The sequence below is a fragment of the Bordetella ansorpii genome (assembly GCF_900078705.1).
In the GTDB taxonomy this organism is placed as follows: Bacteria; Pseudomonadota; Gammaproteobacteria; order Burkholderiales; family Burkholderiaceae_B; genus Bordetella; species Bordetella ansorpii_A.
The window spans coordinates 1,048,082-1,070,607 of record NZ_FKIF01000002.1 but is presented as its reverse complement, the minus strand read 5'-3'; the positions used below and the strand labels follow the sequence as shown (position 1 = coordinate 1,070,607).

Below are 22,526 nucleotides of genomic sequence, written 5' to 3'. Positions count from 1 at the left end.
CCTCGAACAGGACCGCGGACGCTACCCTGCACGCAGCACTCCCCTGCCGGTCCGCGTGCCCACAACCCATCACTGGAACACCAAGCAGATGCCCCATCCCCGCCCCCTGCCCGCCGATGTGGAAGCCGATTTCGTCGCCCTGGCGATCCAGGGCCGCAAGGCGCGCGAGGCCAGCGACGTCGAGACGGCCGAACGTTTCTACCTGGAAGCGTGGGACGCCATCCCCGATCCCAAGCTGGCGTACGACCACGCCGCCACCACCGCGGTCGCCATGACCGAGTTCTACCGCGACATCGGCCAGGTCGACAAAGCCCGCCCCTGGCTGGCGCTGGCCCGCGAGGCCTACGGCCCCGGCCCCGAGGTGCACACCGAATTCCTGGCCGCCACCGTGCATTACGCCGCCAGCGAGTTCGATGAGGCCTATGCCCTGTTCGACGAGGTGTACGAGCAATTCGACCGCCGCCCGTTCAAGGGCGAAGATCCGGCCTATCTGTCGTTCTACCTGGACCGCGCGGCCGCCATCCGGGAAGGCCGCACGCCGGTGGACCCCACGCCCGTTCCCGCGGGCCCCCTGGCTGGCCTGGCCCGCGCTGGCGACGAGGACGTGCCCGACGAACTGCCCGACGACATCTACGAACAGGTCGAAGCCCTGTCCGAGGACGGCAACGACCTGATCGACGATGGCGATGCCGCCGGGGCCGAAGCCGTCTGGCGCCAGGCGCTCGCTCTGCTGCCCGAGCCCCGGGACATCTGGGAGGCATACACCTGGCTCAACGCCTCCATCGGCGAAGCGTGCTATCTCCAGGAAGACTACGAAGGCGCGGTGCAGGTGCTGTTCGATGCCCTGAATGGCCCCGAGGCGCAGGCAAATCCGTTCATCCACTACATGCTGGGCAAATCCCTGTGGAAACGCGGCGGCGATGAAGAACGCGCCATCGACGAACTGCTGCGCGCCTACATGCTGGACGGCAACGAGATCTTCGAGGGCGACGAAGAAGAAGGCCCCGCGATGCTGCGCCTGCTGATCGAACGGGATCTCATCGAGGACGACTGAGCCCTCCCGCCACGCATGCCGGGCCCGCATGCCGGGCCCGCCAGGCCCCCGCCGCGATGCGCCCGATATGTGGCAAAAATAAAACAACGACGACCAAATGCATCGCGAGGTGATACATTTGCGCCCCGAATCGGTGCTTTCGGCATGATGGTGCGCGAAAGATAAACGGGAAACAGGAAGGTTCGACGCAAGACGCGCGGCGCGTGTCCCGTCCGCCCAGCCTGTGCTGCCCCCGCAACGGTCCCCATGGCGCTTCGCCATGGCAGCCCGATACCGGCCGGTTCGATCGCGAGGACGTTTCGCGGCATGCCGGCCACCTGCCGGACAGCGCGGCCGGCCTCATTCCTGTGTCTGACGTGCGGGGTCGCGCGTCACCTCGAGGCTCATCCCATGACTTCCCGCTCCATCCTGCGCTGCGCAGGCGTCCTGGCCTGCACCGCGCCGCTGACCGCCCTGGCCCAGACGGCCGCCGAACCCGCCACCACGCAACTCGACACCATCACCGTCACCGCCTCGCGCGTGCCGACCGACGCCAGCGCGCAAGCCGTGCCCGTCTCCGTGATCAGCGCCCAGGACATCCATGCCAGCGGCGCGCGCACGCTGCAGGACGTGCTGTCCACGCAATCCAGCGTGCACGTCATCAACAACACCGGCTCCAGCGACAACGGCGTCGTCGACCTGCGCGGCTTCGGCCTGACCGGCATCAGCAACACGCTGATCCTGGTCGACGGCATCAAGCAGAACGACAACGACCTGTCCGCCCCCACGCTGGGCACGATCCCGCTGGACCAGATCGAGCGCATCGAGATCGTGCGCGGCAGCGGCGCCGTGCAATACGGCGGCGGCGCCACCGGCGGCGTGATCAACATCATCACGCGCCGCGGCTTCGAGCGTCCGATGGACGCCAGTGCCAAGTTCTCCATCGGCAACTACGGCCTGCGCCAGACCGACCTGCACGTGCAGGCCAACAACGGCAAGGTCGGCGTGCAAGCCTGGGGCCAGACGCTGCAGACCGACAATTACCGCGACAACAACCGCGAACGCCGTGCCGGCGGCGGCGGCGCGCTGACCTTCCAGCACGATACGGGCTCTGTCCGCCTGTACGCCCGCACCACCACCCAGAAGCTGGGCCTGCCCGGCCCGCGCGCCGTGGACCCGGCCACCGGCCTGAACCAGTACGAGGACGATCCGCGCGGCGCGACCTACCCGGACGACTACATCAAGAGCACCACCGAGGCCTTCGGCCTGCAGGTTCGCCAGCAGATCTGGCGCGGCACGCTGTTCGCCGACCTGAGCCAGCGCGACAAGCGCCTGTACGGCTTCACCAACGACGGCTTCGGCGACACCATCCGCCAGCAGGAACTGGAAGAGACCACGGGCAGCGTGCGCTACCAGTTGCCGTTCCAGGGCGGCCACAGCCTGGTCGTCGGCGCCGACGGCCTTTACAACCGCACCAATGCCACGCAAGAGGCCTACTACAGCTTCGCGCCCGACCAGACCTCGGCGCGCCAGCGCCAGCACTCGATCTTCGCCGAAGGCACGGTGCAGGCCACGTCCACCACCATCGTCACGCTGGGCGGCCGCCGCCAGTACGCGTCGGACGACCTGCGCGTCGAATCCGGCTTCAAGACGCCGTCGGATGAAAGCCGCCACCTGAGCGCCTGGCAATTCGCCCTGCGCCAGGAAGTCGGCGCCGGCTTCAGCGCCTACGGCAAGATCGGCCGCAGCTTCCGCCTGGCCAACGCCGACGAGCTGTTCATGCTGCAGGATCCCCTGAAGCCGCAGACGTCCACCGACAAGGAACTGGGCGTGCTGTGGTCGCGGGGCGCCTCCAGCGCGCGCCTGGCCTGGTTCCAGTCCGACCTGAAGAACGAGATCCAATACAACCCGCTGACGTTCGCCAACGTCAACCTGGACCCCACGCGCCGCCAGGGCATCGAACTGGAAGGCCGCTACGCCGTCACCCCCGGCATCACGCTGGACGGCAACGTGACCTGGACCGAAGCCAAGTTCCGTTCCGGCACTTATGCCGGCGTGGATCTGGCCGGCAATCGCGTGCCGCTGGTGCCCGAATGGCTGGCCAACGCCGGTGTGACGTGGCGTGCAACCGACGCGCTGTTCCTGGGCGCCTCCGCGCAATACGTGGGCAGCTCGCGCATGGACAACGACCAGGCCAACCAGTTCAAGACCAAGATCGGCGACTACGTGCTGTTCAACGCCCGCGCCGGCTACCGCTTCACGCGCAACGTCGAAGCCACGCTGGCCGTGAACAACCTTTTCGACCGCGACTACGCCACCTACGGCATCCGCGGCACGGACGCCTCGTTCATGCCCCTGGGCCCCACGGGACGCTATAACCTGTACCCGGGCATGGGACGCAACGTGATGGCCTCGCTGACCGTGCGTTATTGATGGTCGGGCGGGCTGGAGTCAGGCATGAAGCGACCGCTTGGCAGCTTCATGCTTTTACGAACCCGTCACAGGGGGCGAAGGGGACCTGACGCATGAGTTTCCTCAGTGGTCGCCACACGTTCCGCGCATTGAAAGGCATCTTGAAAACTCCCGCCGATCAGCGGGCGCGTTTCACCGCCAACCGTTTGGCAAACTCACGCCTCACCGAGGGCCTGGCCGCGACCTGCCGAAACACCCTCCCGGCCGCCGCTCTAACGATGGCGCTGGCTTTCAACGCCGCCGCCCAGCCCACGCCCCGGCCTGCGGCCCTCATCCAGGTCCGCGACGACGCCGGCAACACGGTCGAACTGCCCGCCCCCGCGCGCCGCGCCATCGCCCTGGCGCCGCACGCCGTGGAACTGGCCTACGAGGCCGGCGCGGGCCAGTCCCTGGCCGGCACCGTCATGGGCAGCGACTATCCGCCGCAGGCGCGCAACCTGCCCCAGGTGGGCGATGGCCTGCGGCCCGACCCCGAACGCGTCGCGGCGCTGCGGCCCGACCTGCTGATCGCCTGGCAGCCCGGCGCGCTGCGCACGCTGGCGCCGGTGCTGCAATCCCAAAAGCCGGCCGTGTACGTCAGCGACCCGCGTTCGCTGGACGACATCCCCCTGACGCTGGAACGCTTCGGCATCCTGTTCGGCACCCAGCCGATCGCACGGGACCGCGCGCAGGCGTTGCGCAGGCGCCTGGACGCCCTGACCGAACGCTATGCCGGCAAGCCGCCCGTGCGCGTCTTCATCCAGGCCGGCGCCAACCCGGTGTATGCCCTGGGCGACACCGGCATCATCGGCGACGCGCTGCGCCGCTGCGGCGCCGTCAACGCCTTCGCCGACGCGGGACGCGCCGCCCTGCAGGTCTCGGTGGAAAGCGTGCTGGCCCGCCAGCCCGATGTCATCGTCGCCGGCGTCGGCAGCCCCGCCGAAGCCGAGGCATTCCGCCGCACCTGGCAATCCTCCGGCGTGGCCGCGGCCCGCAACGGCCACCTGTACACCCTGGACGCCGACGCCCTGTACCGTCCCACCGGCAGGCTGGTCGACGCTGTCGAAACCCTCTGCGCCCGCATCGACGCCGCCCGGTCCCGCCGGCCCAACCCGCCGGGTGGTCTATGATGGCGGGATACCGACCCTGAACCGCGCCGGCCGCCTGACGCCAGGCCGCGGCGCCTGATCCGCACAGTCATGACCACCGCAGACACTCTGAGCATCGCCGGCCGCGAGTACGACTCGCGCCTCATCGTGGGCACCGGCAAGTACAAGGATTTCGAACAGACCCGCGCCGCCCTGGACGCCAGCGGCGCGCAGATCGTCACCGTGGCCATCCGCCGCACCAACCTGGGCCAGAACCCCGGTGAGCCGAATCTGCTGGACTACGTCCCGATGTCGAAGTTCACCCTGCTGCCCAACACCGCCGGCTGCTTCACCGCCGACGACGCCGTGCGCACGCTGCGCCTGGCGCGCGAGTTGCTGGACGGCCACGACTTGGTGAAACTGGAAGTGCTGGGCGATTCGCACACCCTGTTCCCCAACATGCCCGAAACCCTGAAGGCCACCAGGACGCTGGTCGACGAAGGCTTCAAGGTCATGGTCTATTGCGCCGACGACCACATCCAGGCCCGCATGCTGGAAGACATGGGCGCGGTCGCCATCATGCCGATGGCTTCGCTGATCGGCTCGGGCATGGGCATCCTCAATCCCTGGAACCTGCGCCTGATCATCGACCAGATCAAGGTGCCGGTGCTGGTCGACGCCGGCGTGGGCACGGCGTCGGACGCCACCATCTCCATGGAGCTGGGCTGCGACGGCGTGCTGATGAACAGCGCCATCGCGCATGCGCAGAATCCCGTGCTGATGGCCGGCGCCATGAAGAAGGCCGTCGAATCCGGCCGCGAGGCCTTCCTGGCCGGCCGCATGCCCAGGAAGCTGTACAGCGCCATCCCCAGCTCGCCGACCGAAGGCCTGATCACCGCGACCAAGCAATGAGCCACTCCCCGTCCACCGGGCGCCGTATCCCGCACGCGCTTTCCATCGCCGGGGTCGATCCCTCGGGCGGCGCCGGCGTGCTGGCCGACGTCAAGGCCATGAGCGCCCTGGGCGCCTACGGCTGCGCCGTCATCGCCGCCCTCACCGCGCAGAACACCCAGGGCGTCACCGGCATCTCGCCCGTGCCGCCCGCCTTCGTGGCCCAGCAGATCGACACGCTGTTCGCCGACGTGCGCATCGACGCCGTCAAGATCGGCATGCTGGGCCAGCAGCCCGTCATCGTCACCGTGGCCGAGCGCATGGCGCGCTGGACGCCCACGCACGTCGTGCTTGATCCCGTCATGGTCGCCAAGAGCGGCGACCTGCTGCTGGAACGCGAAGCCGTCGGCGCCATGCGCGAGGCCCTGCTGCCGCAGACCACCCTGCTGACGCCCAACCTGCCCGAGGCCGGCGTGCTGCTCGAAGAGCGCCCCGTCGAGACCATCAAGGAAATGCGCCGCGTGGCCGAGCGCCTGCGCAACAAGATGGCGCATTCCGGCCAGCGCTGGGTCATGCTCAAGGGCGGCCACCTGCCCGGCGAAGCCGCCATCGACCTGCTGCACGACGGCGACCGCATGATCGAACTGGCGGCGCCCCGCCTGGAAACACGCAACACCCACGGCACCGGCTGCACCCTGTCCGCCGCGCTGGCCGCTTTGCTGCCGCAATGCGAGGACGTGCCCGAAGCCGCCCGCCGCGCCAAGGCCTACCTGACCGAAGCCATCCGCCACGCCGACCGCCTGGGGATCGGCGGCGGACACGGCCCGGTGCATCATTTCCACGCATGGTGGTAACGGCAACCCAGCCGGTACTACAATGGCCCGCGACATTCACCCCCGCCTCTCAGTCATGAACGCCTCAACTCTGCCCGACGTAGAACACGCCCGTTTCAACATGGTGGAACAGCAGATCCGCCCCTGGGACGTGCTCGACACGAAGGTTCTGGACGCCCTGTTCGCGGTGCGCCGCGAACTGTTCGTGCCACCCGCGCTGCGCGCCCTGGCCTTCTCCGACGTCGAACTGCCGCTCGAGATCAACGCGGTCGATACGCGTGAAACCATGCTGGCGCCTCGCGTCGAGGCGCGCCTGGCCCAGGAACTGCGCCTGCAACCCAGCGACTGCGTGCTGGAGATCGGCACCGGCTCGGGCTACCAGGCCGCCCTGCTGGGCCACCTGGCCCAACAGGTCACCTCGGTCGAGATCGACAGCCGCCTCGCTGCGTTCGCCCAGCAGAACCTGCAGATGAACAACGTCGGCAACGTCAAGGTCGAGACCGGCGATGGCCGCAATGGCTGGGGCTCCACCGAATTCGACGCCATCCTGGTCACCGGCTCGGTGCCCTCCGTGCCCGACGCGCTGAAGTACCAGCTGCGCGTGGGCGGCCGCATGGTCGTCGTGGTCGGCCAGGCGCCGGTGATGACCGCCTGCCGCATCACCCGCACCACCGCCGCCAGCTTCGAAACCGTCAATCTCTTCGAAACCGTGATCAAGCCGCTGCGCGGCACCGCGGTGTCCCAGTTCAAGTTCTGACGAATGCGCGCCTTCCCGCTTGCGGCCTTCCTGCTTTGTTGCGGCGCCGCAAGTGAAGGCGCGAACGCGCAGGACCTCATGCAGGTCTGGCAGCAGGCATTGGGCAGCGACCCGGTCTACGCCTCGGCCCGCGCGGCCTATCGTGCCGGGCTCGAACAACTGCCGCAAGCGCGCGCCGATCTGCTGCCGGCCATCAGCGCCGAGGTTGGCGGGGCCTACCAGTCCACGCACTCCACCCGTGGCTTCACGGCCTACGACGGCACGCGCGCCAACTGGGCGCTGGTGCTGACGCAGCCGCTGTTCGACTGGAATCGCTGGCAGCGCTACGAGCAATCCCAGCTACGCGTGGCCGACACCGAACTGCAATTGCAGCAGTCCTTCCAGGACCTGCTGCTGCGCGTGGCCGACGCCTATTTCAACGTGCTGGCCGCCCAGGACACCCTGTCGGCCACCGAGGCCGAGAAGGCCGCCGTCGCCGAGCAACTGGCCGCGGCCCAGCGCAATTTCGAACTGGGCAACTCCACCATCGCCGACAGCTACGAGGCCCGGGCCCGCTACGACCTGGTCGTCGCCCGGGAACTCGACCTGCAGAATGCGCTGGACGTGCGCCGCGACGAACTGGCGCAGATCATCGGCACGCCGCCCGGCGCGCTGGCGGAACTGCCCTCTGGCGTGACCCTGCCCGCGCCGCAGCCCTCGCGCATCGACGAATGGTCGGGCCAGGCGGAATCCTCCGGAATCAGCGTATTGCGCGCCCAGTTGCAGACGCGCATCGCCGGCCACGACATCCAGATCGCCCGCAGCGGCCACTATCCCACCGTGAACCTGCGCGCCAGCAGCGGCAGCGCGACGGACGCACGCATGCGCCAGGGCAGCGAAGCCCCCGGCCGCCCGATCGACAACAGCGTCGGCGTCGTGCTGTCCATTCCGCTGTATTCGGGCGGCGGCGTGTCCTCGCGGGTCACCGAGAAGGTGCAACTGGAACAGAAAGCCCGGCAGGACTACCAGGCCTCGCGGCGCCAGGCCGTGCAGTCGGCCCGCCGCTACTACAGCGGCGTCACCTCGGGCCTGGCGCGCATCCGGGCGCTGGAGGCGGGCGAACGCTCAAGCCGCCAGGCGGTCGAGGCCAACCGTATCGGCTACGAGGTGGGGGTACGCATCAACCAGGACGTACTGGACGCGCAGCAGCAGTTGTACGCCACCCAGCGCGATCTGGCGCAAGCCCGCTATGGCACGCTGCTGGATGGATTGCGTTTGAAAGCAGCCAGCGGCATCCTGGCCGAAAGCGACCTGGATGCGGTGAATCGGTTGCTGCGGCTGCCGAAACCGTAAGGGCGTGTTCAAGGGCAGTGCCGGCGGGGGTCTGGCAAAACACCTGTCACGGCGCCGACATTCCGTTATTTTGATCTTGCATTGTAGAAAAATTAGTGGAATTATAAAAAAACACTAACTTCCCTAATTTCCATACACATGGACCCCATCATCAATCCCTATGCGCCCGGCGCCGGCAGCCCGCCGCCCGAACTTGCGGGACGGGATGACATTCGCGAAAAAGTCCGTGTGTGCTTAGAACGACTAAAGCTTGGCAGACAAGCCAAAAGCGTATTGCTGCTCGGCCTCCGAGGCGTCGGAAAGACCGTCCTGCTGGATCAGATGCGCACCGATGCGGAAGGCCGAGCAGTGCAGACAGTTCGCATCGAAGCTCCAGAAAACAAATCGTTGCCGGCGCTTCTGGCGCCACAACTCCGCTTGGCGCTGCTGCGCTTGAGCAGAGTAGACGCCGCCAAAGACTACGCCATCAGAGGACTGCGGGCGCTCACAGGTTTTGCAAAGCGGCTCAAGGTGTCATTTGCCGACATCGAAGTTGGCTTTGATTACGAGTCCGAACCAGGCCTCGCCGACAACGGAGACTTGGAAGGAGACCTTGCTGCGCTGCTGGAGCAAGTTGGCCGAGCGGCTAGGGCTGCGGATACCGTGGTCGCGATGTTCGTTGACGAACTCCAATACGTCCCGGAAGAGCAGCTTGCAGCGTTGATCTCGGCACTCCACCGATGCGCACAACAGAAATTGCCCGTTACCTTGGTCGGAGCGGGTTTACCACAGCTACGCGGCCGCATGGGCGAGGCCAAGTCCTACGCTGAAAGACTGTTCGATTTTGCCGAGATTGGCGCGCTGAACGACGCCGATGCGGCGTTGGCGATCACTCTGCCAGCCAAGGAAGAAGGCGTCGACATTGACCCAGCCGCAGTGGCTGCAATCATTAGAGAAACCCAAGGCTATCCCTACTTCCTGCAGGAGTGGGGAAAGTGTGCATGGGAGGTCGCCGATGCAAGTCCGATTTCTGCAGAGGATGTCGAAATAGCGTCTCGTGAGGCCATCGCCGCATTGGATGAAAGTTTCTTCCGCGTTCGCTTTGATCGTCTCACGCCGGCAGAGAAGAAGTATTTACGCGCCATGGCGGAACTGGGACCTGGCCCTCACAGGTCTGGCGACATCGCACAAAAACAAGGGAAAGCCGTTGCGGCCTTTGGGCCCGTCCGAAGCACCCTGATCGCCAAGGGCATGATCTGGAGTCCGACTCATGGGGACACCGCTTTTACTGTCCCCCTATTCGATGAGTTCATGAAGCGCATCATGCCTGGCGATGCATGACCCCCCATGAAGACCTCATATAGCCAAGGACGTTTTGAACGACCTTGGCGCCCTATGCCTGCCGGATCTTCTTCAACAGCGCCGTCGTCGAGCGCTCGTGCTCGAACGCAATCGCCACCGCCTTGCCGCCCCAGCTTTCCACCAGGCGGGTTTCGGGCAGCTTGGCCATGTCGTAGTCGCCGCCCTTGACGATGATGTCGGGGCGCAACTGGCCGATCAGCGCTTCGGGCGTGTCTTCGTGGAAAGACGTCACCAGGTCGACGCAGCCCAGGGCCGCCAGCAGCGCGGCTCGGTCGGCCTCGGCATTGAGCGGCCGGTCGCTGCCCTTGCCCAGGCGGCGCACCGAATCATCGGTGTTCACGGCCACGATCAGCGTGGCGCCCAGTTGGGCGGCCTGATCGAGATAGGTGGCATGGCCCCGATGCAGGATGTCGAACACCCCGTTGGTGAAGACCAGCGGACGCGGCAGATGCGCGACGGCCGCGATGACGGCGTCGCGGGACAGGACTTTGGTATCGAAACGGGCAGGCATGCCGGGCATTCTACGCGGCTGCCGCCGCCCCGGGGACGACGGCGAACCCGCTGCGATCAGGTGGCCAGGATGATGCCGCTGTCGTCGGCATCCTTGCCGCCGGGCATGCGGCCCATGACTTCCTTCCGGTAACGGTTCAGATCCTTCACCGTCTCGAAATTGCGGTCCAGCAGCTTGGACAGGATGTGCAGGATGCGGCTGGCCACGCGGTTTTCCCAGCCGTTGTCGAAACGGATCTGGGTGTCCAGCCAGTGCTCGAGCCAGCCCGGCTCGGGCAGGCGCGACTGCACGGTGTCGTTCGGGAACAAGGCCTTGTTCACGTGCAGGTTGGTCGGGTGCATGGCCTGCGCGGTGCGGCTGGCCGACGCCATCAGCACGCCGATCTTGGCGAACGACTGGCGCGCGGAGACGCTGACCGGCTCGCCACGGTCGTGCAGGGCACGGCGCATGTACTGCAGGTAGGCGCCGGCGTGGCGCGCTTCATCGGTGGCGATGGTGCGGTAGATGGCCTTGATGACCGGCTCGGTGTGCCAGTCGGCGGCGCAGCGGTACCAGTGGTTCAGGCGGATCTCGCCGCAGAAGTGCAGCATCAGCGTTTCCAGCTCGGGGGCCGGGTCGAACTCGAAGCGCACCTTGTGCAGTTCTTCTTCGGTCGGCACCAGGTCGGGGCGGAAACGGCGCAGGTACTCCATCAGCACCAGCGAATGTTTCTGTTCTTCGAAGAACCAGACCGACATGAACGCGCAGAAGTCGCTGTCGCTGCGGTTGTCTCGCAGGAACATCTCGGTGGCCGGCAACGCCGCCCACTCGGTGATGGCGTTCATCTTGATGGTCTGGGCCTGATCTTCCGTCAGCTTGCTGCGGTCGAAGTCATCCCAGGGGATGTCGGAAGCCATGTTCCAACGGACGGCTTCCATGGTTTTGAAGAGTTCAGGATAAAGCATGATTGATGGGCCCTTTATGGGTTTCCGCTCGGTATGGGCTCGCGCCGCTCAGTGCGTACAGGAGAGAGGAGCGCGCGGACGGCGCACCGTACACAAGGCGATCTTAATAAGGCTCATTTGACGCCAGGTTACGAGAAACTGTAATGACAGTTTAATGACAAAAACATGACCGAGACGTCCCCAAGTGTGTAATTACCGTGTCAGCGCCCAGAGCGCCACGGCGATTGCCAATGCCAGGACCGCCGTCAAGGCCGTCAGCAGGCGGTTGCCCGCCTCCTGGGCCACCCTCAATCGTTGCGTTTCCCGCAACAATTCGGGGCCGACGTCGGGCCGGTTGAGCCTGTCGTGAATCAGACGAGGCAAAGCCGGCAGCATCTGCGACCATTGCCCGGCTTCTTTGGCCAGGTTCTTGCGCAGTCCATCGAGACCCACCCGCTGATACATCCAGCGTTCCAGATAGGGCTTGGCCGTTTTCCAGAGATCCAGGTCCGGATCCAGTTGGCGGCCCAGCCCTTCCACATTGAGCAGGGTCTTTTGCAACAATACCAGTTGCGGCTGGATTTCGACATTGAAGCGCCGCGAAGTCTGGAACAGGCGCAGCAGCACCTGGCCCAGCGATATCTCGGACAGCGGACGGTCGAAATACGGTTCGCAGACCGCCCGGATGGCCCCTTCGAGCTGTTCCTCGCGGGTATCGGGCGGCACCCAGCCGGATTCTATGTGCAATTGCGCCACGCGCCGGTAATCGCGGTGGAAAAAGGCCAGGAAATTCTGCGCCAGATAGTTTTTGTCGAATTCCGACAACGATCCGACGATGCCGAAGTCCAGCGCGATGTAGCGGCCCAGCGTGCGCGGGTCGTCGGACACGTAGATGTTGCCCGGGTGCATGTCGGCGTGGAAGAAGCCGTCGGTGAACACCTGGGTGAAGAAGATCTCGACGCCGCTGCGCGCCAGCAAGGGGATGTCGATGCCGGCCGCACGCATGCGGTCGATCTGCCCGACCGGAATGCCGTACATGCGCTGCATGGTGAACACCGTGCTGGCCGTGTACTCCCAGATGACTTCGGGCACGATCAGCATGTCGCCACGGCCCGTCTCGGGGCCGAAATTGCGGCGCAGCTGGCTGCAATTCGAAGCCTCGCGCACCAGGTCCAGCTCGTCGTGCAGGTACTGGTCGAACTCGCTCACCACCTCGCGCGGCTTCAGGCGCCGGCCGTCGGGGCCGATGCGCTCGATGATGCCGGCCACCATGCGCATCAGCGCCATGTCCTTGTCGATGACGTCGAGCATGCCCGGGCGCAGCACCTTGACGGCGACTTCGCGGCCGTCGTGCAGTACGGCGAAGTGCACCTGCGCGATCGAGGCGGACGCCACGGGATCGATGTCGAACTGCGCGAACAGCTGGTGCGGCGGCGCGCCCAGCGCGGCCTCGATGCTGGCCGCGGCCTGCGCCGACGGGAACGGCGGCACGCGGTCCTGCAGCAGCGCCAGCTCGTTGGCGATGTCCATCGGGATCAGGTCGCGCCGGGTGGACAGCACCTGGCCGAACTTGACGAAGATGGGACCCAGCGACTCCAGCGCCTGGCGCAGGCGTTGGCCGCGCGGCGCACGCGGGCGGGTGCCCAGGCGAATCACGCGCAGCACCAGCGTGGCCACCGGATGGTTCAGGCTGGACAGGACCAGGTCGTCCAGTCCGTAGCGGAAGGCGATGAACAGAATGCGGATCAGGCGGGGCAGGATCGGCAACATGACGTCAGGCTCCCCGCCTGGCGGCCAGGCGCGCGTCCAGTTCGGCGATACGGCGCTGCAACGCGTCGGTATCGGCCTGCAGCGCAGCCTGGTCCTGCCGCCACTGGTCCAGCAGCGGCTTGCCCGCCAGCACGGGCTGCTCTTCGGTCAGGTATTCGGACACGTTGGCCGCCAGCCGCTGGCCGGCGTTGCGCAGGCCGGTCGTCAGCAGGCGGGCGCCCGATGCCAGCCGCGTGGCCGGGATGTCGCCCACCACGCGCGCCAGATCGCCCTCGGCGTCCCAGCGCAGGTCGCGGGCCAGGTCGGCCACCGCCTGCGCCAGCGCGGCATCGCCCGAGATGTGCGTGACCTCGGCGAAATCCGGCCTGCCGGCAAGCAGGCGGTCGGGCCGCAGCTTGTCCGACTGCAAGGTCAGCGTGACGTCGGGCACGATGGCGTCGTCGGCCGACCCCACGGTGCCATCGGTGGAGATGGTCAGCGAAACCGTCTGGCCCGCCAGGACGAAACGCGCGGTCTTGCCGGCGTGCCGGGACAGGCGCTCACGCGCCCAGGGCTCACGGCCCGTCAGGGCATTGAGCGCACCCGCGGCCAGGCGCGGCAAAGTGGGCAGGGCGGAAAAAGGCGACATGGTTTCGATCGAGTGGCCACGTGCGGCCGGCAGAGGCAAACCGGCAGTTTACCGGGTTCGCCCGTACCGCCCGAATGCCCCGGGCCGCCAGGCGCCCGCCATGAAAAACCGGCCTCGAGGGCCGGTTCGACACTGCGGGCCGCCGGCGCTGCCGGCGGGGGCAGCGATCAGCTGGCGTATTCGACGGGGATCTGCTGGATACCCGCCAGCAGCCAGCCGCCTTGCGCCGGCTTGAACAGGTTCCACACCTCTTCGAAGCGGAACGCCTCGGCGTTCGGATCTTCGCGCAGCATGCCGGAGAAGCGCACGCTGGCGAGGTGGCCGTCGGACACCGTCTCGATCCCCAGCATTTCGGCGTTCAGCAGGACCACGTCGGTCTTGTTGGCGGCGCCGGCGCGGGCTTCGAGCTGCGGCTTCAGTTCGGCGATCAGGTCGTCGGTCAGGTACTCGCGCAGGTTGGCCACGTTGCCCGTGTCCCACAGCGCCTGGATGCTGACGAATTGCTGCTTGGCCTGCTGCAGGAACGACTGGGTGTCGAAGTCGCCCGGGATGTACCAGTTGCCGTCTTCGCCGGCCTTGGGCAGCGTGGTGGCCGCGGCGGCGGCGGGCGCGGCGGCCGGTGCGGCGCGCAACGCCTCGCGCTGCATGGGTCGCGCTTGCGCGCTGTCGCGGTAGTTGTTGTTGCCAGCGCCCTGGAAGGCGGGACGCGGACCCGAGGCGCCGCGCAGGCGACGCACCAGGAACACGACAGCGAACACCACCAGGGCGATCAGCAGCATGCTGGCCATGAACTCGGCGAACGCGCCGCCCAGGCCCAGCGACGACAGCAGGCCCGCCAGGCCCAGGCCGACGGCCAGACCGGCGATGGGGCCCAGCCAGCGCGAAGCGCCGCTGCGCGCACCGGCCGCGGCGGCCGAACCCGCGGCAGCCGAACCGGCGGCGGCGGTGCTGCCAGCGGCAGTGGTATTGTTCGCGGCCGACGGCGGCGTGGTGGCCTGGCGCTGCTGCGTGACGTTGGACGATTGGCGGCCGACGCTGCCGCCGCCGCCCGCGCGGCGGGCTTCTGCGTCGAAGGTGGTTGCCAGCAAGGCAACGCCCGAGACGGCAATCAGCGCCGCGGCAATGAACCGGGAGATATGGATTCGGGACATTTCTGGTGTGCTCCTCGATGTGCGCCGCCCTTCCCCGCAGAAGGACCTGTCGGGCCGCGGAGCGGCCAGCGCCACTAATCTTACAAAAAACTGAATGAACCTAGAATAACGGACAATCAACGCCGCTACAAGTTCCTTTCAGTTTGTATCAACCCAGCCGCACGCCCTCGTGCAGCGCCGCTACGCCGGCGGTCAGGTTGAAATACTGCACACGCTCCAGCCCGGCCTCGCGCAGCATGCCCGCCAGCGTTTCCTGGTCGGGGTGCATGCGGATGGATTCCGCCAGATACCTGTAGCTGGCTTCGTCCTTCGCCACCTTCTTGCCCAGCCAGGGCAGCACATTGAAGGAGTACCAGTCGTAGGCCGGCGCCAGCGGCTTGGCCACGCGCGAGAACTCCAGCACCAGCAGCTTGCCGCCAGGCTTGAGCACGCGGGCCATCTCGGCCAGCGCACGATCCTTGTGGGTCATGTTGCGCAGGCCGAAAGCCACGCTGACGCGGTCGAAGTAGCCGTCGGGGAACGGCAGGCGCTCGGCGTCGCAGACGGCCACGGGCAGCAGCAGGCCGCTGTCGGCCATGCGGTCGCGGCCCACGCGCAGCATCGAATTGTTGATGTCCGTCAGCCAGACCTCGCCCGTGGGGCCGGCGCGGCGCGCGAAGGCGCGGGCCAGGTCGCCCGTGCCCCCCGCGATGTCCAGCACCCGCATGCCGGGGCGGATGGCCGCGCGGCCGATGGTGAAGGCCTTCCAGACGCGGTGCAGGCCACCGGACATCAGGTCGTTCATGACGTCGTAGCGGGAGGCCACCGAATGGAAGACTTCCGCGACCTTGCGCGCCTTTTCGTTTTCAGGGACGGATTGAAAGCCGAAGTGGGTCGTATCCTGGCCGGACGCCTTCGCGTCGGAAGATGAGGTGTTCTGCATGGTAGGGATCCCGGTTATGGTCCAATGGTAGCCGATCCGCCACGGCGCAGCGCCTGGAATATGACAGTCATTCACATACCTGAAATATTACGGCCATACTATCGCAACGTTCGCGCCGCGCCGGCGCACATCGGTATTGCTCTCATATGTCCAGCACCATACTTGTTGTCGAAGACGAACCCGCCATCCAGGAACTGATCGCCGTCAACCTGTCATTCGCCGGACACAAGGTCCTACGCGCCTTCGATGCGGAACAAGCCCAGACGCTGATCCGCGCCGAACTGCCCGACCTCATTCTCCTGGACTGGATGTTGCCCGGCACGTCGGGCCTGTCGCTGGCCCGCAAACTGCGCGAAGACGAACGTACCCGCACCGTTCCCGTCATCATGCTGACGGCCAAGGGTTCCGAACAAGACAAGGTCGATGGCCTCGAAGCCGGCGCCGACGACTACATCACCAAGCCGTTCTCTCCCAAAGAGCTGATGGCCCGCATCAAGGCCGTGCTGCGCCGCCGCGCGCCGCAGCTCACCGACGACATCATCGACGTCGCCGGCCTGAAGCTGGATCCGGTCACGCACCGCCTGTCGGGCAATGCCCAGCAGTTGCAGATCGGCCCCACGGAATTCCGCCTGCTGCACTTCTTCATGACGCACCCCGAGCGCGTGTTCTCGCGTTCGCAACTGCTCGACCAGGTGTGGGGCGACCACGTCTTCGTGGAGGAACGCACCGTCGACGTGCACATCCGCCGCCTGCGCAAGGCGCTGGAACCCAGCGGCCACGACGCCCACGTCGAGACCGTGCGCGGCAGCGGCTACCGCTTCACCGCCCAGCTGCCGGCGCGCTGACCCCTCAAGATGGTCTGGCTGCGCACGCTGTCGCTGGTCGCCTTCTGGGCGGCCCTTTCGGCGCTTGCCGAATGGCTGCTGGGCGATCCGGCAGGTTGGGTCTTGTTCAGCGTGTCGGTGTCCTCCGTCCTGCTGTGGCGCAGTTGGCGCATGCAACGCGTTTCCCATTGGGCCCATCATCCCGAGACCTCGCCGCCCCTCGGCGTGGGCGCCTGGGATGACATCCTCGCCCCGCTCTATCGGCACCTACGCGTGCGCGCGCGCGACCTGGCCGATACGCGCGACGCCATGCAAAGCATGCTGGCGGCGGCGCAGGCCCTGCCCGATGGCGTGGTCACGCTGAACGAAGACTTCCAGATCGACTGGTGCAACCGCATGGCGCGCCGCCACCTCGGCCTGCGCCTGCCGGCCGACCGCGGCAGCAACCTGCTGAACCTGCTGCGTTCGCCCGAGTTCGTCGCCTACGCGCACAGCAACGACTGGCCCGAGCCCATCCTGCTGCGCCTGACGCAGAATGGCCAGGAACGGGTCATGATGATCCAGTTGACGTCCTACGCCAGCGACCAGCGCCTGCTGATCTCCCGCGACGTCACGCAGATCGAGAAGCTCGAGACCACGCGCCGCGACTTCGTGGCCAACGTCTCGCACGAACTGCGCACGCCGCTGACCGTGCTGTCCGGCTTCCTGGAAACCTTGCGCGACATGCCCGCGGACGCCCTGCCCGCCGCGCAGCGCGACCAATACGTCGGCATGATGCACGAGCAGGCCCAGCGCATGCAGGCCATCGTCGAGGACCTGCTGACCCTGTCCACGCTCGAATCCTCGCCCAGCGCCGATCCCGTGGCGGTCGACATGACCGAAATGCTGCAAAAGGCCCGGGAACAGATCGAAGCGCTGTCGGGCGGGCGGCACACTTTCGAATGGCACCTCGACGGCAACCTGCACCTGCTGGGCAGCAGCAGCGAACTGGCCTCGGCCGTGGCCAACCTGCTGACCAACGCCGTGCGCTACACCCCCGATGGCGGCCGCATCACCGTGCGCTGGGAACAGGACGAGGAAGGCTCGGCCCGCTACAGCGTGCAGGACACCGGCATCGGCATCCCGGCGCGCCACATCCCCCGCCTGACCGAACGCTTCTACCGCGTCGACCGCGGCCGCTCGCGCGCGGTGGGCGGCACCGGCCTGGGCCTGGCCATCACCAAGCACATCGCCATGCGCCACGACGCGGCGCTGCACATCGAAAGCGAGCCTGGCAAGGGCAGCCTCTTCTCGCTGCGCTTCCCGGCGGAGCGCGTGGCCCGCAACGGCTGAACCCCTCCGCCGCCGGCCTCGCACCGCGAGGCCGTTTTCTTTGCGGGCATCGCGTCCAGACCTGCGTCCCTGCGTGGAACCGCGCCGCCGGGGCGCCCGGCTTCCCGTCGCGCGCCCCCAAGGGCAAACCCTGATTCGCCACACCGCCGCCAGGGCCTTTTGCGTCGCAGCACGCCAAGTGGTCCACAATGTGAAATCAATCTCAATCCGCATGAGGGCCCGGCAGCCATGGCCAAGATCGTCCTGTTCGAGAACATCCATCCCAGCGCGCGCGCCGTCTTCCAGGCGGCCGGCTACACCGACATCGTCGCGCATGCCGCGTCGCTGCCGCCCGCCGAGCTGCCCGCAGCCATGCGAGGCGCCGAAGTCGTCGGCATCCGCTCGCGTACCCAACTGGATGCCGAACTGCTGTCTTCGCCCGACCTGCGCGTGGTGGGCTGCTTCTGCATCGGCACCAACCAGGTCGACCTGGACGCCGCCATGCAACGCGGCGTGCCGGTGTTCAACGCCCCCTTCTCCAACACCCGTTCGGTGGCCGAACTGGTGCTGGGCGAGGCCATCCTGCTGCTGCGCCGCATCCCCGAAAAGAATGCGCGCGTGCACGCCGGCCACTGGGACAAGACCGCCGCCGGCGCGTTCGAGGCCCGCGGCAAGACGCTGGGCGTGGTCGGCTACGGCAACATCGGCTCGCAGATCGGCACGCTGGCCGAGGCGGTCGGCATGCGCGTGGTGTTCTTCGACGTCGAGGCCAAGCTGCCGCTGGGCAACGCCCGCGCCGCCGGCTCGCTGGACGATCTGCTGCAGCAGGCCGACGTGGTCACGCTGCATGTGCCCGGCGGCAAGTCGACCGAGAACATCATGAATGCCGAGACGATGGCGCGCATGCGCCGCGGCGCCATCCTGATCAACGCCTCGCGCGGCACCGTGGTCGACCTGCCCGCGCTGCGCGATGCGCTGCAATCCGGCCACCTGGCCGGCGCCGCGCTCGACGTGTTCCCGGTCGAGCCCAAGAGCGCCGACGAGCCGCTGTCCAGTCCGCTGGTCGGCATGCACAACGTGATCCTGACGCCGCACATCGGCGGCAGCACGCAGGAATCGCAGGAAGCGATCGGCCGCGAAGTGGCCGAGAAGCTGGTGCGCTACCTCCAGGCGGGCACGACCAAGACGGCGGTGAACTTCCCCGAACTGCCGTACCTGGAACCCATGGGCACGGCGCGCATCCTGCACGTGCACCGCAACGCGCCGGGCGCGCTGGGCGCGCTGGACAACCTGATGGCCGAGCACGGCTTGAACATCGTCAGCCAGAGCCTGCAGACGCGCGGCCAGGTGGGCTATGTGATCACCGACGTCGACGGCAAGGTCGACGATGCGGTGATGGCGGCCTTGCGCAGCCTGCCGGTCACCGTACGCTGCGATCGGGTCTGAGGCGGCTTTGCACGCGGCGGCCGGCTCACGCCGCCGCGGCAGCCAGGCTGTTCACCAGTTGCGCCGTCAACGGCGCGCTGTCGAACGGCACGCGGGCGATCACGCCGATCTCGCGGCGGAACGACGGTTCGCCAAGATCCAGCAGCCGCAGGCCGCGTGTCGACAACTGCCGCGTATGCGGCATCAGCGCCACGCCCAGGCCTTCGCGCACCAGATTGGCGATGGCGTCCAGCTCGTCCAGTTCCATCGCCTCGCGCACGCTCAGACGCTGCTTTTTCAGGAACCCATCCACCAGCCTGCCGCCGAACGACGAACGGTCGTAGCGGATGAAGGGCTGCGTGGCCAGCAACTGGCGCCATGAGGCCTGTGGCAGCGCGCGCGGCACGGCCAGCACCATGGGTTCGCGCAGCAGCGGCTGCCAACCCAGCTCCGGCGGCAGCGCGAACGGCGGGCGCAGCATCACCGCCAGGTCCACCTCGCCCGAGTCCACGTGGCCCAGCAGGTTCAGCGAGACGCCGGGCACGATGCGCACCCGCACGTCGGGATAGTCCGCGCGGAACGTGGACAGCGCGCGCACCAGCAGGTCCTGTTGCACCGACGCAATGGCGCCCACGCGCAACAGGCCGCTGACGCGCCCCGCCCCCGCCATGCTCACCATCTGGTCCGCCATGCCCACCAGCGCCTCGGCCTGCGGCAGCATCTCGCGGCCATGCACGTTCAGGTCGGCCGACTTGGCCGTGCGGTCGAACAGCGCCACGCCCAGATGTTCTTCCAGGCGGCGGATCTGCGCGCTGACGGCGGATTGGGTCAGCCCCAACTGGCGGCCCGCCCCGGTGAAAGTGCCCTCGCGCGCCACGGCGATGAAAGTCTTGAATTCGCGAATCACAATCGATTTTTTTGTTCGTCAGGCCCAAAAAATATCGGTTTCCAATCAAAAAAACAATCCATACACTACGCCGTCATCACCTTTGATTCAATCCCTCGACAGACCGGAGCTTTCCATGACCGCCCAAGCCGCCATGCCCCCCTTCCACCTGGCCTTCCCCGTCCGCGACCTGGCCGAAGCGCGCACGTTCTACGGCGACCTGCTGGGCTGTAGCGAGGGCCGCAGCTCGCCCGATTGGATCGACTTCAACTTCTATGGCCACCAGATCGTCGCCCACCTGTCGCCCGACGAGTGCGGCCACAAGGCCACCAGCGCCGTCGACTCGCACAACGTGCCCGTGCGCCACTTCGGCGTCGTCCTGTCGATGGAAGAGTGGGAGAACATGGCGAAGAAGCTGACCGACGCCGGCACCGACTTCGTCATCGAGCCCTACATCCGCTTCAAGGGCGAAGTGGGCGAACAGGCTACGATGTTCTTCCTGGACCCGTCGGGCAACGCCCTGGAATTCAAGGCGTTCAAGAACATGGAATCGCTGTTCGCCAAGTAAGAGTAAGCTGCGTACAGACGCGACACCGCCGGCGCCTGAGGGCGCCGGTATTCATTAACCCGGGTGCTTTCACCCATCACGCGGGCAACACCGATTGAGCCACGCAGCAACCCCTTCATCCGGCACCGGCGCCAATACGCCCGCCTGGCGCATCCAGGCCCAGGGAGACCGTTGCGTGCTGGTGCGCTTCGGCGAATCCCTGGACGTACGCACCGGCCAGGTCTGCCTGGCGGCGGCCAACCTGCTGCGCGACGCCGGCCTGCCCGGCGTCCTCGACATCGTGCCGTCCTTCACCGCCGTGGCCGTGCATTACCGGCCCACGGGCGACGGCCCCACCTTCAGCCAGTTGTCCGCGCGCATCGAGCGCGTGCTGGCGGCCGGCATACGGCCTGACGCCTCCGCCGGCCGCGAGATCGAGATCCCTGTCTGCTATGGCGGCGAGTTCGGGCCCGACCTGCCCGACGTGGCGCAACGCGCCGGCGTGAGCGCCGACGAAGTCGTTGCCCTGCACAGCGGTCCCGAAAGCATCGTGTTCATGCTGGGCTTCGCGCCGGGCCATGCCTACATCGGCATCCACGACGAACGCCTGGCCATTCCCCGCCGCCCCACCCCGCGCATGTCGATTCCGGCGGGAGCGGTGGCGGTGGCCAATCGCCAGACCGTCATCTATCCGGGCAACCTGCCCGGCGGCTGGAGCGTCATCGGCGCCACGCCGCTGGTGCTGTTCGACCCCGCGCGCGAACCCGCCGCCCTGCTGGCGCCCGGCGACCGCATCCGCTTCGTGCCCATCAGCGCCGACCAGTACGCGCGCATGCGCGCCGATCTTTCTTCCTCTTCTGCCTCCTGAAGTGGCCCCATGAGCCTTACCGTCCTCAAGCCAGGCATGCTGTCGTCCTTCCAGGACGATGGCCGCACCGGCTGGCAACACCTGGGCGTTCCCGTGGCAGGCGCCATGGACGAGCGCGCCCACCGCCTGGCCAATCTGCTGGTGGGCAATCCGGCGGGCCACGCCTCGCTGGAAATCACCCTGGTCGGCCCGACCCTGCGTTTCGACGCGCCGGCCTGCGTGGCCATCGGCGGCGCCGACCTGGGCGCCACCCTGAACGGCATCGGCATCCCGCCGCTGCGGCCCATGCTGGCTCGCGCGGGCGACGTGCTGACGTTCTCGTCGCGGCCGCGCCACGAACGCGGCGTGCGCGCCTACCTGGCCGTGCATGGGGGTTATGCGATCGATCCCGTCATGGGCAGCGAAAGCACCTACCTGCGCAGCGGCTTCGGCGGCTGGCACGGCCGCCCGCTGGCCCGCGAAGACCGCATCGGCCTGCACGCCGCCCTCAGGGGCAACGACACGGCGCTGGACAAGCTGGCCGACGCCCTGGACGATCTGCGCATCTACCTGCCCGCCCCGCTGGTGCACATGCCGCGCGAGGCCTTGCGCGTGCTGCCGGGCGCGCACTGGGAGGCCTTCGACGAGACCTCGCGGCAGCGGCTGGTGCAAGCGGTCTTCCAGATCAGTCCGCAATCCGACCGCATGGGCTATCGCCTGTCCGGCCCCAACCTGTCGCTGGGCAAGCCGCGCGAGATGCTGTCCGAGGCCGCCAGCTTCGGCACCATCCAGGTCCCCGCGGGCGGCCAGCCCATCATCCTGATGGCCGACCGCCAGACCACGGGCGGCTATCCGAAGATCGCCCAGGTGGCCAGCGCCGACCTGCCGCTGCTGGCGCAATACGCGCCCGGCCAGGCATTGCGCTTCGCAATGATCGGCCTGGAAGAAGCCCAGCGCCTGGACAACGCGCGCGAGCGCGCCTATCGCGACCTAGAACACTCGCTGCAAGCGCTGCGCGGCATGCTGGCGCAGCACACCTCTGCCTGACGGAACCG

21 protein-coding genes and 1 riboswitch are annotated in these 22,526 nt (G+C 67.4%); of the genes, 14 read left to right on the top strand and 7 right to left on the bottom strand.

The window, feature by feature from the left end; genetic code table 11:
• The first annotated feature begins 88 nt into the window (after positions 1–88).
• The 8 genes from A6745_RS29265 to A6745_RS08425 all read left to right on the top strand — a co-directional run bounded on the left by A6745_RS29265 (position 89) and on the right by A6745_RS08425 (position 9,705).
• Entirely contained in the window at positions 89–1,054 is a 966-nt protein-coding gene (locus tag A6745_RS29265) for a tetratricopeptide repeat protein (protein WP_231885937.1), read from the top strand.
• A gap of 114 nt (positions 1,055–1,168) precedes the next feature.
• Positions 1,169–1,350: riboswitch (cobalamin riboswitch) on the top strand.
• Positions 1,351–1,444: 94 nt separating this feature from the next.
• On the top strand, positions 1,445–3,466 hold the full coding sequence (locus tag A6745_RS08455) for a TonB-dependent receptor (RefSeq protein WP_066125637.1): 2,022 nt from the start codon (positions 1,445–1,447) through the stop codon (positions 3,464–3,466).
• Positions 3,467–3,723: 257 nt separating this feature from the next.
• Entirely contained in the window at positions 3,724–4,614 is an 891-nt protein-coding gene (locus A6745_RS08450) for a cobalamin-binding protein (protein WP_066125636.1), read from the top strand.
• Between the two features lie 69 nt (positions 4,615–4,683).
• The gene (locus A6745_RS08445; protein ID WP_066125635.1) at positions 4,684–5,484 is read left to right on the top strand and encodes a thiazole synthase; all 801 of its coding nucleotides are present in this window, start codon (positions 4,684–4,686) and stop codon (positions 5,482–5,484) included.
• Entirely contained in the window at positions 5,481–6,317 is an 837-nt protein-coding gene (gene thiD / locus A6745_RS08440; RefSeq protein ID WP_066125633.1) for a bifunctional hydroxymethylpyrimidine kinase/phosphomethylpyrimidine kinase, read from the top strand. Before A6745_RS08445 ends, thiD begins: the two co-directional genes overlap by 4 nt.
• Positions 6,318–6,372: 55 nt before the next feature.
• Positions 6,373–7,053: a protein-L-isoaspartate O-methyltransferase family protein gene (locus A6745_RS08435; protein WP_066125631.1), complete on the top strand. Its 681-nt coding sequence runs from the start codon at positions 6,373–6,375 to the stop codon at positions 7,051–7,053.
• A 3-nt stretch (positions 7,054–7,056) separates the two neighbouring features.
• Positions 7,057–8,385: a TolC family outer membrane protein gene (locus tag A6745_RS08430; protein ID WP_066125629.1), complete on the top strand. Its 1,329-nt coding sequence runs from the start codon at positions 7,057–7,059 to the stop codon at positions 8,383–8,385.
• Positions 8,386–8,523: 138 nt separating this feature from the next.
• On the top strand, positions 8,524–9,705 hold the full coding sequence (locus A6745_RS08425; RefSeq protein ID WP_066125627.1) for an ATP-binding protein: 1,182 nt from the start codon (positions 8,524–8,526) through the stop codon (positions 9,703–9,705).
• Positions 9,706–9,757: 52 nt separating this feature from the next.
• Here the strand turns inward: A6745_RS08425 and rfaE2 are convergent, their stop codons facing one another.
• The 6 genes from rfaE2 to ubiE all read right to left on the bottom strand — a co-directional run bounded on the left by rfaE2 (position 9,758) and on the right by ubiE (position 15,631).
• Positions 9,758–10,237 (bottom strand): D-glycero-beta-D-manno-heptose 1-phosphate adenylyltransferase, encoded by a 480-nt coding sequence (gene rfaE2 / locus A6745_RS08420; protein WP_066125895.1) that lies wholly within the window; start codon positions 10,235–10,237, stop codon positions 9,758–9,760.
• A gap of 56 nt (positions 10,238–10,293) precedes the next feature.
• On the bottom strand, positions 10,294–11,181 hold the full coding sequence (locus A6745_RS08415) for a ferritin family protein (protein WP_066125625.1): 888 nt from the start codon (positions 11,179–11,181) through the stop codon (positions 10,294–10,296).
• A 192-nt stretch (positions 11,182–11,373) separates the two neighbouring features.
• Positions 11,374–12,930 (bottom strand): ubiquinone biosynthesis regulatory protein kinase UbiB, encoded by a 1,557-nt coding sequence (gene ubiB, locus A6745_RS08410; RefSeq protein WP_066125623.1) that lies wholly within the window; start codon positions 12,928–12,930, stop codon positions 11,374–11,376.
• Positions 12,931–12,934: 4 nt separating this feature from the next.
• The gene (locus A6745_RS08405; RefSeq protein ID WP_066125620.1) at positions 12,935–13,558 is read right to left on the bottom strand and encodes a ubiquinone biosynthesis accessory factor UbiJ; all 624 of its coding nucleotides are present in this window, start codon (positions 13,556–13,558) and stop codon (positions 12,935–12,937) included.
• A 167-nt stretch (positions 13,559–13,725) separates the two neighbouring features.
• Positions 13,726–14,709 (bottom strand): Tim44 domain-containing protein, encoded by a 984-nt coding sequence (locus tag A6745_RS08400; protein WP_066125618.1) that lies wholly within the window; start codon positions 14,707–14,709, stop codon positions 13,726–13,728.
• 148 nt (positions 14,710–14,857) lie between these two features.
• Complete coding sequence (gene ubiE, locus A6745_RS08395; RefSeq protein WP_066125616.1) at positions 14,858–15,631, bottom strand: bifunctional demethylmenaquinone methyltransferase/2-methoxy-6-polyprenyl-1,4-benzoquinol methylase UbiE; 774 nt, start codon at positions 15,629–15,631, stop codon at positions 14,858–14,860.
• A gap of 146 nt (positions 15,632–15,777) precedes the next feature.
• Here ubiE and phoB point away from each other — a divergent pair, with 146 nt between their 5' ends.
• The 3 genes from phoB (at position 15,778) to serA (ending at position 19,212) form a co-directional block, all read left to right on the top strand.
• On the top strand, positions 15,778–16,476 hold the full coding sequence (gene phoB, locus A6745_RS08390; RefSeq protein ID WP_066125614.1) for a phosphate regulon transcriptional regulator PhoB: 699 nt from the start codon (positions 15,778–15,780) through the stop codon (positions 16,474–16,476).
• A gap of 9 nt (positions 16,477–16,485) precedes the next feature.
• A complete protein-coding gene (gene phoR / locus A6745_RS08385; protein ID WP_066125612.1) occupies positions 16,486–17,787 on the top strand; it encodes a phosphate regulon sensor histidine kinase PhoR in 1,302 nt (433 codons plus the stop codon).
• A 228-nt stretch (positions 17,788–18,015) separates the two neighbouring features.
• Positions 18,016–19,212 (top strand): phosphoglycerate dehydrogenase, encoded by a 1,197-nt coding sequence (serA, locus tag A6745_RS08380; protein WP_066125610.1) that lies wholly within the window; start codon positions 18,016–18,018, stop codon positions 19,210–19,212.
• 25 nt (positions 19,213–19,237) lie between these two features.
• Here the strand turns inward: serA and A6745_RS08375 are convergent, their stop codons facing one another.
• On the bottom strand, positions 19,238–20,098 hold the full coding sequence (locus tag A6745_RS08375) for a LysR family transcriptional regulator (RefSeq protein WP_066125609.1): 861 nt from the start codon (positions 20,096–20,098) through the stop codon (positions 19,238–19,240).
• A gap of 115 nt (positions 20,099–20,213) precedes the next feature.
• Between A6745_RS08375 and A6745_RS08370 the strand changes: the two genes are divergently transcribed.
• From A6745_RS08370 to A6745_RS08360, 3 genes are all read left to right on the top strand, one after another.
• Positions 20,214–20,645: a VOC family protein gene (locus A6745_RS08370; protein ID WP_066125606.1), complete on the top strand. Its 432-nt coding sequence runs from the start codon at positions 20,214–20,216 to the stop codon at positions 20,643–20,645.
• 94 nt (positions 20,646–20,739) lie between these two features.
• A complete protein-coding gene (gene pxpB, locus A6745_RS08365; RefSeq protein WP_066125604.1) occupies positions 20,740–21,492 on the top strand; it encodes a 5-oxoprolinase subunit PxpB in 753 nt (250 codons plus the stop codon).
• A gap of 9 nt (positions 21,493–21,501) precedes the next feature.
• The gene (locus tag A6745_RS08360) at positions 21,502–22,518 is read left to right on the top strand and encodes a 5-oxoprolinase subunit C family protein (protein ID WP_066125602.1); all 1,017 of its coding nucleotides are present in this window, start codon (positions 21,502–21,504) and stop codon (positions 22,516–22,518) included.
• Positions 22,519–22,526: the final 8 nt, after the last annotated feature.